The organism is Streptomyces liliiviolaceus (genome assembly GCF_018070025.1).
GTDB classification, from domain to species: Bacteria; Actinomycetota; Actinomycetes; order Streptomycetales; family Streptomycetaceae; genus Streptomyces; species Streptomyces liliiviolaceus.
Window position 1 is genome coordinate 7,989,353 of record NZ_JAGPYQ010000001.1, and the last position, 16,600, is coordinate 8,005,952.

Sequence of the window (16,600 nt, forward strand, 5' to 3'; positions counted from 1 at the left end):
AACGTTGACCGCAAGGATGAGGAAGGCCACGAGATGGGACGCCACCGACGCTCCGCCGCCGGCCGCGCCGCCACAGGCCGCGCCACCGGGGTCACTGATACGTACGAGAGGTACACGGGCGGCCACGCGACGGATGACGCGCGCCAGTACGCGAGCCTGAGCGACTACCCGAGCCTGGGCGACTACGCCACCGCGGGCGACCACCGCACCGCCGGGGACTACCTGACGGGCGGCCCGTACTCGACCGCCGGCATGTACGACTCGCCGGGCGGCATCCACGAGACGACGGGCGACCTCTACTCGAAGAGCGACGCCTACCTCTTCACCGACGACGAGCCCGCCGGCCACGCGTCGGGCGACTACACCCCCGACCGGGGCTCCCGGCGAGGGGGCCAGCGCCGCCGCAGGAAGGGCGCGACGCCCGTACGCACCGGTCTGCTCGGAGTCTCGGCCGCCGTCGCCATGGGCGCCGTCGCCGTCGCCTCCGGCGTGATACCCGGCACCGACTCCCTCTCCATCGGCGGCGGCTCGGACAAGGTGCGCGCCCAGGACACCCCGAGCGACGTGGAGACCCAGGGCGGTACGAACGGTTCCACGGACGACCGCGTGGACCCGGGCACGAGCCGCGACCTGGACCGCTCCCCCTCCTCTCCTTCGGTCTCACCGACGAAGGCTCCGGAGAAGGCCGCGAAGAAGCCGTCCGCGAAGCCGTCGACGAAGGCCCCGGCCACCGAGGAGTCGAAGACGGAGGAGCCCGCCGCGAAGGCTCCGACGACGAAGGCCCCCGAGACGACGACTCCGTCGAAGGCCGCGTCCACCCCGTCCACGGCCGAGGCCACGGTCCTCTCCCTGGTCAACGAGGAGCGGGCCAAGGCGGGCTGCAGCCCGGTGACCGCGTCCAGCTCGCTGGCCGCGCTGGCCGAGTCCTTCAGCGAGGACATGGCCGCGCGGGACTTCTTCGACCACACCGACCCGGACGGGGCCTCCCCCTGGGACCGGGCGGAGAAGCTCGGCATAGCGAACCTCGGCGGCGAGAACATCGCCCGCGGCCAGGCCGACGCCGCCGCGGTGATGGAGGCCTGGATGAACAGCCCCGGCCACCGCGCGAACATCCTGAACTGCGACTTCAAGACCCTGGGCGTCGGCGCGCACTTCGCGTCGGGCGGCCCCTGGTGGACGCAGGACTTCGGCTACTAGCCAGGACGTACGGACGCGGGCACTAACTTCTGGTTAGTGCCCGCTTCTGGTTAGCGCTGCATCGGAGTACGCTCCCCACGTGGACCTCACCGAGACGCCGGACCTCGCGTACGACGTGTTCTCCAAGGCATGCCCGTCCAGGGGCACCCTGGAGCACGTCACGGGACGCTGGGGCGCGCTCACGCTGGGGGCGCTCTCCGAGGGCTCGCTCCGCTTCAACGAACTGCGCCGGCGCGTCGACGGTGTGAGCGAGAAGATGCTCTCCCAGACCCTGCACGCACTGGAGCGCGACGGGCTGGTGCACCGGGACGCCCAGCCGACGAACCCGCCGCGGGTGGACTACGAGCTGACGCCGCTGGGCCGCGAGGTCGCCGGACGGCTGCTGGCCCTCATCCACTTCGTGGAGGGGCGCATGGACGAGGTGCTGGGGGCGCGCGAGCGCTACGACACCGCGCGCGGCGGACGCTGACAGCGCGGGCAGAAGTAGCTGGACCGGTTCATCCACGGCCTGCGCCGCATCGCCGTGCCGCAGCGCCGGCACGGCTCGCCCTCACGTCCGTACGCGTCGAGCGAGCGGTCGAAGTAGCCCGACTCGCCGTTCACGTTGACGTAGAGGCTGTCGAAGCTGGTGCCGCCGACGGCGAGCGCCGCGTTCATCACATCCCGTACGTGGCCCAGGAGTTCGGCCGTGCGCGGGCGCGTGAACCCGGTGGTGGGGCGCTCGTAGTGGAGCCGCGCGCGCCACAGCGCCTCGTCCGCGTAGATGTTGCCGACACCGCTGATCAACGACTGGTCGAGCAGGGCGCGTTTGACGGTCGTGCGCCGGCGCCGCAGTGCCTGGTGGAACGCGTCGTCGTCGAACAGCGGGTCCAGGGGGTCGCGCGCGATGTGCGCGATGACGTCGGGGAGCCCGTCGGGCGAGGTCTCGTGCAGGGAGAGCCCGCCGAAGGTGCGCTGGTCGACGAAGCGGAGTTCCGTGCCGAGGTCGTCCTCGAACCGGACGCGGATGCGCAGGTGCTTCTCGTCGGCCGCGTCCTGCGGCTGGACGAGGAGCTGGCCGCTCATGCCGAGGTGGGCGAGCACGGCGGTCGCGGAGTCCGCGAGCGGCAGCCAGAGGTATTTGCCCCGGCGCTGGACGAGTCCGACGCGGTGCCCTTTGAGGCGGGCGCCGAAGTCCTCGCCGCCGGCGATGTGGCGGCGGACGGCTCGGGGGTGCAGGACCTGGGTGTCCGCGACGATGCGGCCGCTCACCCAGCGTTCGAGGCCTCGCCGTACGACCTCGACCTCGGGCAGTTCTGGCACGGGCTCCTCCGGAGGGGGGCGGGTTCATGGTCGGGTGCGGGTCGGTGGGGGCTTGTCGCGCCGTTCCCCGCGCCCCTTAAAAGCGAAAGGCAAAGGATTGCGCCGTTCCCCGCGCCCCTGGATCGCGCCCCTAGAAGCGATAGAGAAAAGACTTCGCCCGCCCCCGTTCGTCGGGGGCGGGCAAAGGTGTTGGGTTCAGGCTGACGCCGGGTCGGTCGTGGGTGGGGAGGAGGCGTCGGGCGTCTCCTCCGTGACCTCGGCCGTCGGGGCGTCCAGCTCGGCGGTGGCGGCTGCCGCGGCACGTTCGTCCGCGGCGGAGCGGATGGCCCGCCAGGCGGACTCCGCGGCCTGCTGCTCCGCCTCCTTCTTGCTGCGGCCGGTGCCGGTGCCGTACGAGACGCCTCCGACGCGGGCAGCAGCAGTGAAGGTCTTCTCATGATCGGGGCCGGTCTCGGTGACCAGGTACTCGGGAACCCCGAGCCCCTCGGTCGCCGTGAGTTCCTGGAGACTGGTCTTCCAGTCCAGGCCCGCACCCAGATTCGAGGATTTCTCGATCAGGGGATCGAAGAGACGGTGGACGAGTTCGCCCGCCGCGTCCAGACCCTGGTCGAGATAGACAGCGCCGATCACCGCTTCGAGGGTGTCGGCGAGGATGGAAGCCTTGTCCCGGCCACCTGTGCCCTCTTCGCCCCGGCCGAGCCGGATGAAGGAGCCGAGGTCGAGCTCACGGCCCACCTCCGCAAGCGCACGCGAGTTGACCACCGCGGCCCGCAACTTGGCCAGCTGGCCTTCGGGCAGGTCGGGGTGGGTGGTGTACAGCGTGTCCGTGACCACGAGGCCGAGTACGGAGTCCCCGAGGAACTCCAGACGCTCGTTGGTCGGCAGACCGCCGTTCTCGTACGCGTACGAACGGTGGGTCAGTGCACGCACCAGAAGGGCGGACTCAAGTTTGTACCCGAGCCGCCCTTCCAGAAGGGTGTGGGACGAGGCTGTGTTCTCCGCCTTTTTCTTGGCGCTGACTTCCGCCTTGGCGTCGTCCGCCTTCTTGGGGCTAGACACAGTGCCTCTCACCAGCCGCTCAGACCTCGAGGACCTGGCGCTTGTTGTAGGTGCCACAAGCAGGGCACGCGATGTGCTGCAGCTTGGGCTCGTGGCAGCGCTCGCACGCAACCAGGTTGGGGACCGCAGCCTTCCACTGCGACCGGCGGTGGCGCGTGTTGCTGCGCGACATCTTCCGCTTCGGAACAGCCACGGCTACTTCTCCTGCTTCTCGTCGGCGGGCGCTGATGGAAGCGCGCCGCCGCCCAACTCGTCCTTCTCGCCATCTTCGAGTGAACCGGCGAGTCCCTGCAGTGCCGCCCAACGGATGTCGACGGCGTCATGATGGTGGTCCGGGTCGTCCGCGAGCCGGGCTCCGCACTGGGAGCACAGACCCGGGCAGTCGTCCTGGCACACCGGCTGCATCGGCAGTGCGAGCACCACCGCATCACGCAGCACGGGTTCGAGGTCGAACAAGCCGTCCTCGACGAAGAGCGTGTCCTCGTCGTCCTCGGCGTCGTCGGCCGGCTCCGCTTTCACACGGCCCCGGTCGTCGGCGTCAGGGTACGAGAACATCTCCTGGAAATCCGTGTCGAGCTGCTGCTCGACCGGCTCCAGACACCTTACGCACTCCCCCTTGGCCAGTGCATGGGCGGTGCCTGTGACAAGCACCCCTTCCATGACCGACTCAAGACGGAGGTCGAGCTTCACCGGGGCGCCTTCCGGCACTCCGATGACTCCCTGCAGACCGAGGTCCTTGGGAGCGTCGATCTCGCGGGTCAGGCGCTGGAGCGCACCGGGACGCCGGCCCAGCTCGTGTGTATCGAACACGAGAGGGTTGCGGTGGTCGAGGCGGGCGTTCAGAGCCATTCCTGCTTTCGATCTCGAAACTCGGGGTACTGCCCTCGGTGGTTCCCGGGCAGCGGTGATCGCGGACGTGCACACGACCGAAGAGCCAGGATACTGGACCTTTCGCTCTCGGCCCAATCCGGTGCCCGCGCCCCTCCCGGGGCCCCGCCGGGGCCTGTGGTCAGCGCCCCTGTTCGTACGCCCGCAGCTGCTCCGCGCTGATCATGGTGGTGTCGAAGAGACTGGTCTCGTCGAGCGCGTTCTCCTGCGGCTGGGGCGTCTGGGGAGCCTGGGCGTACGCCTGCTGCTGGCCGCTCTGGTCGTACGCGGTCTGCTGGTCGTACCCCTGCTGCGGGTAGGCGGCGTACGGGTCGGCGTTCTGCTGGTAGCCGTACCCGTCGTGCTGCGCGTACTGCTGTTGCTGGTAGCCGTACGGGTCGGCGGGCTGCTGCTGGTAGGCGTACGCGTCCTGCTGTGCGTACTGCTGCTGGTGGGGCGGCTCCGCCGGGGGCTGGGGCTGGTCGGCGGCCCGGGGCCTGGCGGCCTGCTCGGGGATCTCCGCGAGGCCGTTCAGGTACTCGGCGTCGGTGGTGTGCTGCCCGGTCGGCCCGTCCTCGCCGAAGGCGCCCAGGTCGCCCAGGTCGTCGCTGGCGATCCGGCCGTGCAGCTTCTGCCGGCCGCGGCCCACCGCGTCCAGGGTCTTGGCGAGGACGGCCTCGAAGGCGCCGAGCTTCACGTCGACGTACTGGTCGGCGTTGTGGCGCAGGGTCTCCGGGTCGAGGCTGCGCTCGGGGGCGTCCTCGTCCTCGTAACCCTGCTCGTCCGTGCCGGGTCCGGTGCCGAGCAGTTTCTCGCGGCCGCGGCCGACCGAACCGAGGGTCTTGGTGAGCACGACCTCGAAGTTGGCGAGCTTGGAGTCGACGTACTCGTCGGCCTCGGCGCGGACGTCCTCGGCCTCCTTGCGGGCCTCGGCCAGGATCCGGTCGGCCTCGTTCTGCGAGCGGCGGGCGACCTCGGTGTCGGAGATCAGCGAGCCGCGCTCGGCGTGCGCGGACTCGACGATCCGCTCGGCCTCCAGCCGGGCCTGCTCGACCATCTGCTCGCGGCCGCCGATCAACTCCTGGGCCTGGGCGAGAGAGCCGGGCAGCGCCTGGCGTACCTCTTCGAGCAGGGAGAGCAGTTCGGCGCGGTTGACCACGCACGAGGCCGACATGGGCATCGAACGGGCGCTGCCGACCGCGGAGACGATCTCATCGAGCTTCTTCTGCACGTCCACCGTGTGCTCGCCACTCTCTACAGCTGTGATGGAGACGGACGGTTCGACTGTACGACCACTCCAGCCCCGCCCGACACCGGATGCCGTAGTTGCTCAGTCCTTCTTGAGACGTTCCGTCAGGGCGCCGAGGACCAGCGGCGGAACCAGGTGGGAGACGTCTCCGCCCCAGGTCGCGACCTCCTTGACGAGCGAGGAGGAGAGGAAGCTGTAGGTGGGGTTGGTCGGCACGAAGAGGGTCTCGACGCCGGAGAGGCCGTTGTTCATCTGCGCCATCTGCAGTTCGTAGTCGAAGTCGCTGACCGCGCGCAGGCCCTTCACGATGGCCGGGATGTCACGCTCCTTGCAGAAGTCGACGAGGAGGCCGTGGAAGGACTCCACCTCGACGTTCCCGAACTCCGCCGTGACCTGGCGGATCAGGTCGATGCGCTCCTCGATCTCGAAGAGGCCCTTCTTGGACTGGTTGATCATCACCGCGACGTGCACGACGTCGTACAGCTTGGAGGCTCTGGCGATGATGTCGAGATGTCCGTTGGTAATCGGGTCGAACGACCCGGGACAGACGGCGCGGCGCACTTCAGATCCCTCGCTCTCCGGTCCGGTCATCGTGCGTCTTCGCACGTAGAGGCGGCGCGACCGTACCAAAACGTTCCCTCGCCGTAGCGACGGGAGCGCAGTGCGTCAAAGCCGTCCGGCCATCTGAATTCGCCGCCTCTTGTACTGCGTTCAACGGTGACGAGCGCTTCGCCCGCGAGCCAGCCCCCCGCACGGAGTGTGAGCAGGATCTCGCGAAGATCGTCGTCCGTGACCGCGTACGGCGGATCGAGGAACACGAGGTCGTACGGGGCCTCCGGGGCGGCGGTACGGATGATCTGCTCCGCTTTGCCGGACCTCACCTCGGCGCCGGGCAGGCCGAGCGTCTTCACGTTCTCCCGGATCGTGCGGGTGGCGCGGGCGTCGGCCTCCACGAGCAGGGTGTGTCCGGCGCCGCGGCTCAGCGCCTCCAGGCCGATGGCGCCCGAGCCGGCGTACAGGTCGAGGACGCGGTCGCCGTCCAGGGGGCCGCCGAGGAGGGACTGCCAGGTGGAGAAGAGTCCCTCGCGGGCGCGGTCGGAGGTGGGTCTCGTGCCGGTGCCGGGCGGGACCGCGAGGCGGCGTCCGCCTGCTGTGCCGGCGATCACGCGGGTCATCGCGGGTCCTTGCTGGAGGGGGTGGTCACGGGGTCAGTCTGGCAGGTGGGGGGTCCTTCGCACGGTGGGCGGGTGCGGGTCCGTCGCGGTTGCTCGCGCAGTTCCCCGCGCCCCTGAAGAAAGGCGGGGCTGCGCCCCCGCCTTTCTTCTTTCAGCCCGTCCGGCGTTTGAGGACGAGGCCGTTCAGGCCGACAGGGGGTCTGGGGGCGCAGCCCCCAGGGGAAGGCGGCTCTCAGCCTTTGTCCAGGTACTGCTCTCTCTCCTCGTCCAGCAGCGCCTGGAGCGCCGTGCGCAGACCGGGAAGACCGTCGAGGTCCGGATCGGCGGCCACCACCGCCGTCGCCTCCTCGCGGGCCTCGGCGATGACGTCCTCGTCGTCGATGACCGCGAGCATCCGCAGCGACGTGCGGGCCCCGGACTGGGCCTGGCCGAGGACATCGCCCTCGCGCCGCTGTTCGAGGTCGATACGGGAGAGCTCGAAGCCGTCGAGGGTGGACGCCACCGAGGTCAGCCGCTGGCGGGCCGGGCTCGCCTCCGGCATCTCGGTGACGAGCAGGCACAGGCCCGCCGCGGAGCCACGGCCGACCCGGCCGCGCAGCTGGTGGAGCTGGGAGACGCCGAACCGGTCGGCGTCCATGATCACCATCGCGGTCGCGTTCGGCACGTTCACCCCGACCTCGATGACCGTCGTGGCGACCAGGACGTGGGTCTCACCGGCGGCGAAGCGCCGCATCACGGCGTCCTTGTCGTCCGGGGGCATGCGGCCGTGCAGCACCTCGACCTTGAGGCCCTGGAGCGGGCCCCTGGCGAGCTGGTCGGCGACCTCCAGGACGGCGAGGGGCGGCCGCTTCTCGGCCTCGTCCTCGGGCGACGGCTTCTTCTTCGACTTCTTCGGGTCGTCGTCCTCGTCGCCGATGCGGGGGCAGACCACGTACGCCTGATGGCCGTTCGACACCTCCTCGCGCACCCGCTCCCACGCGCGTGAGAGGAAGTGGGGCTTGTCGGCGGCCGGGACGACATGGCTGGCGATGGGCGAGCGCCCGGCGGGGAGCTGGTCCAGGACCGAGGTGTCCAGGTCGCCGAAGACGGTCATGGCGACCGTGCGCGGGATGGGCGTGGCGGTCATCACCAGCAGGTGCGGGGGCTGTTTGCCCTTGCCGCGCAGGGCGTCGCGCTGTTCCACGCCGAACCGGTGCTGTTCGTCCACCACGACCAGGCCCAGGTCGTGGAACTGCACCTTGTCCTCGATCAGCGCGTGCGTGCCGATGACGAGTCCGGCCTCGCCGGTGACCAGGTCGAGCAGCGCCTGTCGGCGGCCGGCCGCGCCCATGGAACCGGTGAGCAGCACGACCTTCGTGGAGTCCTCGGCCCCGCCGAGCATCCCGCCCTCGGCCAGCTCCCCCATCATCTCGGTGATCGACCGGTGGTGCTGCTGGGCGAGCACCTCGGTGGGCGCGAGCATCGCGGCCTGTCCGCCGGCGTCGACCACGGCGAGCATGGCGCGCAGCGCCACCATCGTCTTCCCCGAACCGACCTCCCCCTGGAGCAGCCGGTGCATCGGGTGTTCCGTGGCCAGATCGTCGAAGATCTCCTTGGAGACCTTCTGCTGGCCTTCCGTGAGGGTGAAGGGGAGCTTCGCGTCGAAGGCGGTCAGCAGGCCGTCCTGCTTGGGCTTCCTCGCCACCGCGGGCAGTTGGGAGTCGGCGTGGCGGCGGCGGGCCAGGGCCACCTGGAGGACGAAGGCCTCGTCCCACTTGAGGCGGGCGCGGGCGTCCTCGATGTCCGCCTTGGTGTGCGGGCGGTGGATCTTCAGCAGCGCCTCGGGCAGGGAGACCAGGCCCCGGCCCTCCTGGAGCGGCCCGGGCAGCGGGTCGACGGCCTCCTGGGCGCTCGGCAGGACCGTCTGCACGGCCTTGGCGATCTTCCAGGACTCCAGTTTGGCGGTGGCGGGGTAGAGCGGGATCAGCGCTCCGGCCCAGGTGTCCACCGTCTCGTCCGCGTCCTCCCCGCGCAGCAGCTCGTAGGCCGGATGGGCCAGCTGGAGGCGGCGGTTGAAGACGGAGACCTTGCCGGAGAACAGCGCGCGGGTGCCGGGCAGGAGCTCCTTGTGGGGCTTGTGCACGCCGTTGCCGAAGAAGACCAGCTTGAGCCGGCCGCTGCCGTCCGTGATGGTCACTTCGAGGCGCTGGCCCTTGCCACGGGGTGCCTTGGCCGAGGCGAAGGTGAGCAGACGGGCGTCGTCGACCTGGGCGACCACCGTCACGTGCTCGTCCATGGGCAGGTCGGCGAGGTGCGTGAGCTGCCCGCGCTCCTCGTATCTGCGCGGATAGTGGTGCAGCAGGTCGCCGACGGTGTGCAGGCCGAGATGCTCGGCCATCACCTTCGCGGTGGCGGGTCCGAGCACCTTCTTCAGTGGTTCTTCGAGCGCGGGCACGAGATCCATTGCACACCACCCCACTGACAATGCCGTATACGTACCGGAAATCCCCTGGTCAGACGGCTCGTTCCGGCCCTAGGATGTCGCCCTCCGGCACTGTTCGCGGTCGCCTCGTCACGGGACCGCCCGACCCCGCGCCGTCGCACGTCCCCCCACCGGCGCAGCGACGATGGACTCCCAGACCTCACAGCCGTCCCAGGCATCCCAGTCACCTCATTCGTTCCAGGTCGACCTGCGCGGCCTCGTGGACCTTCTCTCCCACCACCTCTACTCCAGTCCCAAGGTCTATCTGCGCGAACTGCTGCAGAACGCCGTGGACGCGATCACCGCCCGGCGTGCCGAGCAGCCGGACGCACCCGCCCTGGTGCGGCTGTTCGCCGAGGACGGCACCCTGCGCGTGGAGGATTCCGGGATCGGCCTCACCGAGGAGGACGTGCACAGCCTCCTGGCGACCATCGGCCGCAGTTCCAAGCGGGCGGAAGGCCTGGAATCGGCCCGTTCCGACTTCCTGGGCCAGTTCGGTATCGGCCTGCTCGCCTGCTTCGTGGTGGCCGAGCGCATCCGGGTGGTCAGCCGCAGCGCGCGTACGCCCGACGCACCGCCCGTGGAGTGGACGGCGAGCGACGACGGCTCGTACCGGGTCCGTACGCTGCCGCCCGGGGCCCGTGCCGAACCGGGCACCACCGTGTACCTGGAGGCCCGTCCGGGCGCCGCCGACTGGCTGGCCGGGGAGCGGGTGCTGGCGCTGGCCCGGGACTTCGGTTCGCTGCTGCCGTACGACGTCCGGGTGGGCGACGAGGCCGTGACGGATCTGCCGGCGCCCTGGGACCGCTCGTATCCCGGTCCGGCCGCCCGGCGGGTCGCCCTGGCCCGGCACTGCCACGACCTGTTCGGCTTCACCCCGCTGGACTCGATCGAGCTGAACGTGCCGCTGGCCGGGATCCGCGGAGTGGCGTACGTGCTGCCGTCCGCGGTCAGCCCCGCACAGCGCGCCGGGCATCGCGTCCACCTGAAGGGCATGCTGCTCACCGAGCGGGCCGAACAGCTGCTGCCCGACTGGGCGTTCTTCGTGCGCTGCGTCCTGGACACGGACAGCCTGCGGCCCACCGCGTCCCGGGAGTCGCTGTACGAGGACGAGACCCTGGCGGGCGTACGGGAGGCGCTCGGCGAGCGGATCCGGACCTGGCTGACGGGGCTCGCGGCCGGGGATCCGGAGCGGCTCGCCGCCTTCCTGTCCGTGCACCACCTGGGGGTGAAGTCCCTGGCGCGGCACGACGGCGAGATGCTGCGCACGATGCTGCCGTGGCTGCCGTTCGAGACCACCGACGGACGGCTGTCCCTGGAGGAGTTCGCGCAGCGGCATCCGGTGGTGCACTTCACGCGGACCGTGGAGGAGTACCGGCAGGTCGCGCAGATCGCGTCCGCGCAGGGCGTGGGGGTCGTCAACGGCGGCTACACGTACGACACCGAACTGGTCGAGGCCCTGCCCTCCGTGCGCCCGGGGACGGTCGTCGCGGAGCTGGACGCCGACACGGTGACCGCGCATCTGGACGCGGTCGACCCGGCGGTGGAGCTGGCCCTGTCGGCCTTCCTGGGGGCCGCGCGGGCGAAACTCGACCCCCTGGGATGCGATGTCGTCCTACGGGCCTTCCATCCGCTCTCCGTACCGGCGCTGCACCTCGACGACCGGGCGGCCCGCCACGAGCAGGCACGCGCGGACGCCGAGGAGCAGGCCGACGACCTGTGGGCGGGCATCCTCGGCTCGCTGCGCGGCACCGCCCCGCGCGCGCGGCTGGTGCTCAACCATCTGAACCCGCTGATCCGGCGGATCAGTTCGCTCGACGACCGCGAGCTGATCGGCACGGCCGCGGAATCGCTCTACGGACAGGCCCTGCTGATGGCGCAGCGTCCGCTGCGGCCCGCGGACTCGGCGCTGCTGAACCGCGCGTTCATGGGCCTCCTGGAGTGGGCCACCCACAACGACCCCCCGGAGGAGGGCCACCGATGAGCGAGCCCATGAACACGGACAGGGACTTCGACGCGCTGCGCCGGGCGATGCAGGACAACTACGAGCAGCCGGAGGGCCCCGCCCGCAACGCGCGCGCGGAACAGCTGCTCACCGAGGCCGAGAAGCTGAACATCCCGCTCGCCGTGATCGAGGCGCTCGGCCACCAGCTGAAGGTCTACAACTACAGCTCCGAGAAGGACCGGATGTTCGTCCCCTTCGCGCGCCTGCTGCGCATGTGGGACGAACGGCCCGAGGACTTCGACGCGTACGAGATCCACTCCCTGCACTGGGTCTTCAAGTGGGTGTCCTCGGGGATGCTCGGCCAGCCGCACATACCGCTCGCCTCCGTCGAGAAGTGGCTCGGCGAGATGGAACACCGCTACCGGCTCGCCGGACACTCCGAACGGGCCGTGCGCGCGGCCGAGTTCACCGTGGCCCGGGAGGTCGGGGACCTGGAGCGGGCCGAGCGCGCGTACACGGCGTGGCTCGCCGCGGACCGGGACGCCATGGCCGACTGCCACGCCTGCGAACTGCACGACCAGGGCGGCTGGCGGGCGGAGCGGGGCGCGGACGCCGAAGCCCTTGAGCTGTGGCGGCCGGTCCTGGAGGGCGAGTACACCTGCGCCCACGAACCGCACGCCGTCCTCGCGTCCTCGCTGCTGCCCCTGCTGCGCCTCGGCCGTACGGATGAGGCACGCGCCCACCACTTGCGCGGTTTCCGGCTGGTGCGCCCCATGGAGAGCATGCGCGGCGCGTACGCGGACCACGTCGAGTTCTGCGCGCTGAGCGGCAACGAGGCACGCGCTCTGGAGCTGCTCGCGGAGCGGCCCTCGTACTTCACGGACAGCGGGGAGCCGCGCAGCCGCATGGACTTCCTGGCCGTGGTCACCCTGCTGGCGGACCGGCTGACCTCCCTCGGGCTCGGCGCCCAGGCCGTGCCGGGTCCGGCGGGGCGCACCTGGACGGCGGGCGAACTCGCCGCCCACGCGCGCGTGGAGGCCCTTTCCCTGGCCGGGCGCTTCGACGCGCGCAACGGCACGACGCGGGTGAGCGAGCGGATCCGCCGGCGCATGGACCGGCAGCCGCTGGTGGAGCGCCTGCCGCTGGGGGTACGGGCGACGGTGCGGACCGGCGCCGCCACCGCCCCCGTGCGGCCGGCGTCGGCTCCCGTCACCGATGCGGGGCCGGAGCTGCCCGCGCTGCTCGCCGAGGCCCGGCGGCTCTCCGCGTCGCTGCACCCGGAGTCCGTCGCGGCCTGGGCGGCGGTCGCCGAGGCCGTAGAAGCCGTAGAAGCCGTAGAGGCCGTCGGGGGCGTCGAGGCCGTCGGGGAGCAGGCGCTGACTGCGCGCGACCGTGCGGAGATGACCGACCACGAGGCGATGGGCCTCGGCCCGGAGGGCGTGGAACTGTTCGCCCGCGCCGCCGAGTTGTACGAGGACGCGGGCGACCCGGGCGAGGCGCTGGCGGCACGCGCGCGTGGAGCGTACGCGCTGGCCCTGTCCGGCCGGAGCGAGGAGGCACTGGACGCGGTCTCGGAGCCGTACGAGCGGGTGCTCGCGCTCTTCGCGGAGGGTGCGACCGGGCTCCCGCAGGCCGCTTCCGTGCTGGTCGGGCGGGCCCGGATCCTGCTGCGGCGGGTGCATGAGACGGCGGGGACGAACGGGCCGAACGGTGGCCCGAACGGTGGCTCAGGGGGCGGATCGAGGGTTTCGGCCGCCGCCAGGAACGCCGCCCGGGAGTTGCTGGCCCTCGCCGGGCCGGGCGCCGGGGACGATCTCCTGGTCGCCTCACGGGCCGCGGAGGCGCAGGCGATGCTCGGCGAGCTCGCGGCGCTCTCCGGAGACGCGGAGAAGGCCGCCGGGCTGCTCACGGAGGCGTCGGAGGCGTTCGTCGCGGCCGGGGTGCCGTGGTTCGCGGTGGAGTACGAGGCCCGGCTGACCGGGCTCGCGCGCCAGCTGGGCGACGCCGAGGCGGCAGAGCGGGCGGCCAGGGCGGCGCTGGAGCACGGGGCGCCCTTCGTGGAGGCGGTCGGGCAGGCCCAGTTGCATCTCCAGCTGGCCGAGATACTCGGCGCCACGGGGCGGTTCGGGGACGCGGCGGACCACGCCCTGGAGGCGTCGCACTGGGCCGACGAGGGCGGCGAGAGTGCCACGCTGGGCGCCTGGGCGCGGCATCAGCTGGGCGGCTTCCTGCTGCGCCAGGAGCGGTGGGCGGAGGCCGCGGAGGTCCTGGAGTCGGCGCTGGCGGAACTGAGCGCGGACACGCACGGCGACGAGGCGGTCGTGCAGACCCGGTGGTGGCTGGGCGACTGCCTCACCGAGCTGGGTGAGCACCGCGAGGCGGCCGAGCACTGGCTCCGGGCGGCCGACATCGCCCGGCGGTGGCCGGAGCAGCAGGACCACGCGACGCTCGCGCACCTCGCCGCGGAGGCGCTCGGGCACGCGGGGCTGCTTTCCGAGGCGGAGCTTGCCTACGAGCGCGCCGGTGATCTGTGGGCGACCCTCGGGAACGTCCACGGGCTGGTCCGGTCGTTGCGGGCCCGCGCGTGGCTCGCCGTGCGCGGGCGGGACGGCGGGGGCCCGGAGGACGCCGGGGCGCCGGAAAGTGCGCGGGAGTTGATGGGGCTGGCGGTCGGGGCGTGCGAGGCGGGTGTGGCCGGGGTTGTGTCCCTGGCCGGGGACGGAGGCGAGGGCGGTCACGGTGACGGTGAGGCTGCTCGTGCGTCGCTCGTCGCCGAACTCGCCCATACGCATCGGCAGTTCGGGGACCTGGTTGCCCGGTCCGTGCCCGAGGACGCCGCGGACGACGTGATCCGTGCCGTGTTCGAGGAGGCGCTGGGGCATTTCACGCTGGCCGTGTCGGGGTTTCTCTCGCTCGGCGAGGACGCTGTCCATGACTGGACGGGGGCGTTGCTTGCGGCGGGGTGGATCGAGGCGGACCTTGAGCGGCCGGGCGAGGCTGTTGGGCGGGCCCGGGCGGTCCTCGACGCCTACGCCCACGCCCACGCCCACGCCGCCGACGAGGTCGGGGTGGCTCGGGTCGCCGAGGCGGAGCGGTTGTTGCGGGCTGCGGGAGGGGACTGACGGTCGGGTGCGGGTGCGGGTGCGCTGTGGCTTGTCGCGCAGTTCCCCGCGCCCCTGGGACGGGGCTTCGCCCCGGAGGGGTTGTGGGGTGGGTGCGGGCTCGGTGGGGGCCGCTCGCGCCGTTCCCCGCGCCCCTTACGGGGCCCACCGGTTCATCGCTGCGTCCAGCTTTCGCCCTGAAGGGGCGCCGGTCGCGCCCTTCCCCGCGCCTCTTGCGAGGCTCAGGGGGTGGCTACTCCACGCCGATCAGTAGCAGTGCCCCCTGGTGGCCGCCCCGGTACACCACCGTGTCCACGGCCAGGTAGGACTCGCGGACCCTCGCTTCCAGGTGGTCCGCGATCGTGGTGGGGGCCTCGTCGCCCAGGACCAGGGTGACCATCTCGCCGCCCGCCGAGAGCATGCGGTTGAGGACCGACTCGGCGGTGGCCGTGACGTCGGAGCCGATCACGGCCACGTCGCCGTCGATGAGGCCGAGGACGTCGCCGGCCTGGCAGATGCCGGCCATGGTCCAGGACTGGCGTTCCGCGACCTCCACCTCGGCGTACCGGGTCGCGCCCGCCGCCGAGGTCATCGCGACCACGTCCTCGTCGAAGCGCCGCTCGGGCTCGTGCACGGCGAGCGCGGCGATCCCCTGCACCGCCGAGCGTGTGGGGATCAGCGCGACCCGTACGCCCTCGGCGCGGGCCTGCTCGGCCGCCGCGGCGGCCGTGTGGCGCAGTTCGGCGTCGTTCGGCAGCAGGACCACCTCCAGGGCGTGGGCCCGCCGTACCGCGTCCACGAGCTCTCCGCTGGCCGGCGGCTCCCCGGGGCGCGCGAGGACGGTGGTGGCCCCGGCCTCGGCGTAGAGCCGCGCGAGGCCCTCCCCGGGGACGACGGCCACGACCGCGCGCTGCGCCCTCTGCCGGACCGGCCGGACCGTCGAGCCCGTGGTGTGCGCGTCGGCGGGACCGAAGTGCGTGATCCGGATCCGGTACGGGCGGCCGGCCTCGACCCCCGCCTCCACGGCCGCGCCCGCGTCGTCGACGTGGACGTGCACGTTCCACAGCCCGTCCCCGCCGACCACGACGAGCGAGTCCCCGAGCGTGTCGAGCCGGTCGCGCAGCCGTGCCACGGCCGTGTCGTCCGCCTCCAGGAGGTAGATCACCTCGAAGGCCGGGCCGCTCTCGTCCCGGACGGGTGCGGAACCGGGACCGCCGTCGGCGCACTCCGCCGCCTCGGCCTCCACGCGCGCGTGGGGCGCGAGCACCGGGACCGCGCCCATGGCGGGGGCCGCGCCGGTGAACGTCTCCACCAGCGCCTCCAGCACGGCCACCAGTCCCCGTCCGCCCGCGTCGACCACTCCGGCCCGTTCCAGGACCGCCAGCTGCCCGGGGGTCGCCGCGAGCGCCGCCCGCGCACCCTCGTACGCGGCCCGTGCGACCGCCGCGCAGTCCCCCTCGACGCCCGTGGCGGCGTCGGCGGCGGCCGTGGCGACCGTGAGGACCGTGCCCTCGACCGGGTGCGCGACGGCCTGCCTGGCCGCGTCGGCCGCGTGCCGCAGGGCGAGCCCGAGGCCCGGGCCGTCGGTCCGCTCGGTGGCCGTGTCCGCGGCGAGCACCTGGGCCATGCCCCGCAGGAGCTGCGCGAGGATCGTCCCCGAGTTGCCGCGCGCCCCGATGAGGGCGCCGTGCGCCATGGCCCGTACCGCGTCGGCGAGTGTGGGCGGCTCGATCAGCGGCCCGCCTGGCATCGCCCCCTCGGACGCCGGACCCTCGGTCACCGGACCCTCGTGTGTGGTGCCGACCACGGACATCGCCGCGTGCGCCGCGAAGACCGCCTCGACCGCGGCGGCGGCCGACTCGACGGTCAGATAGAGGTTGGTGCCGGTGTCCCCGTCGGCGACGGGATAGACATTGATCGCGTCGATCTCCTCGCGCGCACGGCCGAGGGCCTCCAGCGCGAGTCCGCACCAGGCACGTACCGCGGATGCGTCCAATGTCTGCGGCACCTGCGGCACCTGCGCCTCCTTGAGCAGCCGGTCTGAGCGGCCGGACCGAGCGGCCGAACGTCCGACGCAGCGTAGACCCAGGTGGGGTGCCGACCGGAAGAGGGCCGGGAGGGACCCCGCACGGGACATGGTAGTTTCGTTGTACGGACGCAGTCGTTGTATGCTGCTCCGGTTGCCCGATCTCATCGGGCCTTCCCCTGGCAGCGCCACTCAGATCCTACGATCCTGATCCCGGC

At 72.1% G+C, this 16,600-nt stretch carries 12 protein-coding genes and 1 pseudogene; 4 read left to right on the top strand and 9 right to left on the bottom strand.

Annotated elements, in window-relative coordinates:
* Nucleotides 1-33: 33 nt before the first annotated feature.
* Together J8N05_RS33845 and J8N05_RS33850 are read left to right on the top strand one after the other, a co-directional pair.
* Nucleotides 34-1,197 (top strand): CAP domain-containing protein, encoded by a 1,164-nt coding sequence (locus tag J8N05_RS33845; protein WP_210889512.1) that lies wholly within the window; start codon nt 34-36, stop codon nt 1,195-1,197.
* 79 nt (nt 1,198-1,276) lie between these two features.
* Nucleotides 1,277-1,666, top strand: coding sequence for a winged helix-turn-helix transcriptional regulator (locus tag J8N05_RS33850; protein ID WP_210889514.1), 390 nt, complete (start codon nt 1,277-1,279; stop codon nt 1,664-1,666).
* Here the strand turns inward: J8N05_RS33850 and mutM are convergent.
* From mutM to recG, 8 genes and pseudogenes are all read right to left on the bottom strand, one after another.
* A complete protein-coding gene (mutM, locus tag J8N05_RS33855; RefSeq protein WP_210889517.1) occupies nt 1,639-2,499 on the bottom strand; it encodes a bifunctional DNA-formamidopyrimidine glycosylase/DNA-(apurinic or apyrimidinic site) lyase in 861 nt (286 codons plus the stop codon). The two genes, J8N05_RS33850 and mutM, sit on opposite strands and share 28 nt — an antisense overlap.
* 195 nt (nt 2,500-2,694) lie before the next feature.
* Nucleotides 2,695-3,570, bottom strand: a complete 876-nt coding sequence (rnc, locus tag J8N05_RS33860; protein WP_247706618.1) for a ribonuclease III — start codon at nt 3,568-3,570, stop codon at nt 2,695-2,697.
* Nucleotides 3,571-3,577: 7 nt separating this feature from the next.
* Nucleotides 3,578-3,751, bottom strand: a complete 174-nt coding sequence (gene rpmF / locus J8N05_RS33865; protein ID WP_033321093.1) for a 50S ribosomal protein L32 — start codon at nt 3,749-3,751, stop codon at nt 3,578-3,580.
* Nucleotides 3,752-3,753: 2 nt separating this feature from the next.
* Nucleotides 3,754-4,407, bottom strand: coding sequence for a YceD family protein (locus J8N05_RS33870; protein WP_210889521.1), 654 nt, complete (start codon nt 4,405-4,407; stop codon nt 3,754-3,756).
* A gap of 160 nt (nt 4,408-4,567) precedes the next feature.
* On the bottom strand, nt 4,568-5,662 hold the full coding sequence (locus tag J8N05_RS33875; protein WP_210889523.1) for an ATP synthase F0 subunit B: 1,095 nt from the start codon (nt 5,660-5,662) through the stop codon (nt 4,568-4,570).
* A gap of 93 nt (nt 5,663-5,755) precedes the next feature.
* Nucleotides 5,756-6,235: a pantetheine-phosphate adenylyltransferase gene (gene coaD / locus J8N05_RS33880; RefSeq protein WP_189775483.1), complete on the bottom strand. Its 480-nt coding sequence runs from the start codon at nt 6,233-6,235 to the stop codon at nt 5,756-5,758.
* Nucleotides 6,236-6,261: 26 nt separating this feature from the next.
* Nucleotides 6,262-6,858 (bottom strand): annotated as a pseudogene (gene rsmD / locus J8N05_RS33885) (16S rRNA (guanine(966)-N(2))-methyltransferase RsmD); the annotation flags it as partial.
* 223 nt (nt 6,859-7,081) lie between these two features.
* On the bottom strand, nt 7,082-9,292 hold the full coding sequence (gene recG / locus J8N05_RS33890; RefSeq protein ID WP_210889526.1) for an ATP-dependent DNA helicase RecG: 2,211 nt from the start codon (nt 9,290-9,292) through the stop codon (nt 7,082-7,084).
* A gap of 163 nt (nt 9,293-9,455) precedes the next feature.
* Here recG and J8N05_RS33895 point away from each other — a divergent pair, with 163 nt between their 5' ends.
* Both J8N05_RS33895 and J8N05_RS33900 read left to right on the top strand, forming a co-directional pair.
* A complete protein-coding gene (locus J8N05_RS33895; RefSeq protein WP_210889528.1) occupies nt 9,456-11,294 on the top strand; it encodes an HSP90 family protein in 1,839 nt (612 codons plus the stop codon).
* Nucleotides 11,295-11,302: 8 nt separating this feature from the next.
* Nucleotides 11,303-14,377: a tetratricopeptide repeat protein gene (locus tag J8N05_RS33900; protein WP_210890560.1), complete on the top strand. Its 3,075-nt coding sequence runs from the start codon at nt 11,303-11,305 to the stop codon at nt 14,375-14,377.
* Between the two features lie 232 nt (nt 14,378-14,609).
* Here the strand turns inward: J8N05_RS33900 and J8N05_RS33905 are convergent, their stop codons facing one another.
* Nucleotides 14,610-16,373 (bottom strand): DAK2 domain-containing protein, encoded by a 1,764-nt coding sequence (locus J8N05_RS33905; RefSeq protein ID WP_210889530.1) that lies wholly within the window; start codon nt 16,371-16,373, stop codon nt 14,610-14,612.
* Nucleotides 16,374-16,600 lie beyond the last annotated feature (227 nt).

Coding starts and splice junctions, on each gene's coding strand:
- J8N05_RS33845 (WP_210889512.1), top strand. CDS start 34: ATGGGACGCCACCGACGCTCCGCCGCCGGCCGCGCCGCCACAGGCCGC.
- J8N05_RS33870 (WP_210889521.1), bottom strand. CDS start 4,407: ATGGCTCTGAACGCCCGCCTCGACCACCGCAACCCTCTCGTGTTCGAT.
- recG (WP_210889526.1), bottom strand. CDS start 9,292: ATGGATCTCGTGCCCGCGCTCGAAGAACCACTGAAGAAGGTGCTCGGA.
- J8N05_RS33895 (WP_210889528.1), top strand. CDS start 9,456: ATGGACTCCCAGACCTCACAGCCGTCCCAGGCATCCCAGTCACCTCAT.
- J8N05_RS33900 (WP_210890560.1), top strand. CDS start 11,303: ATGAACACGGACAGGGACTTCGACGCGCTGCGCCGGGCGATGCAGGAC.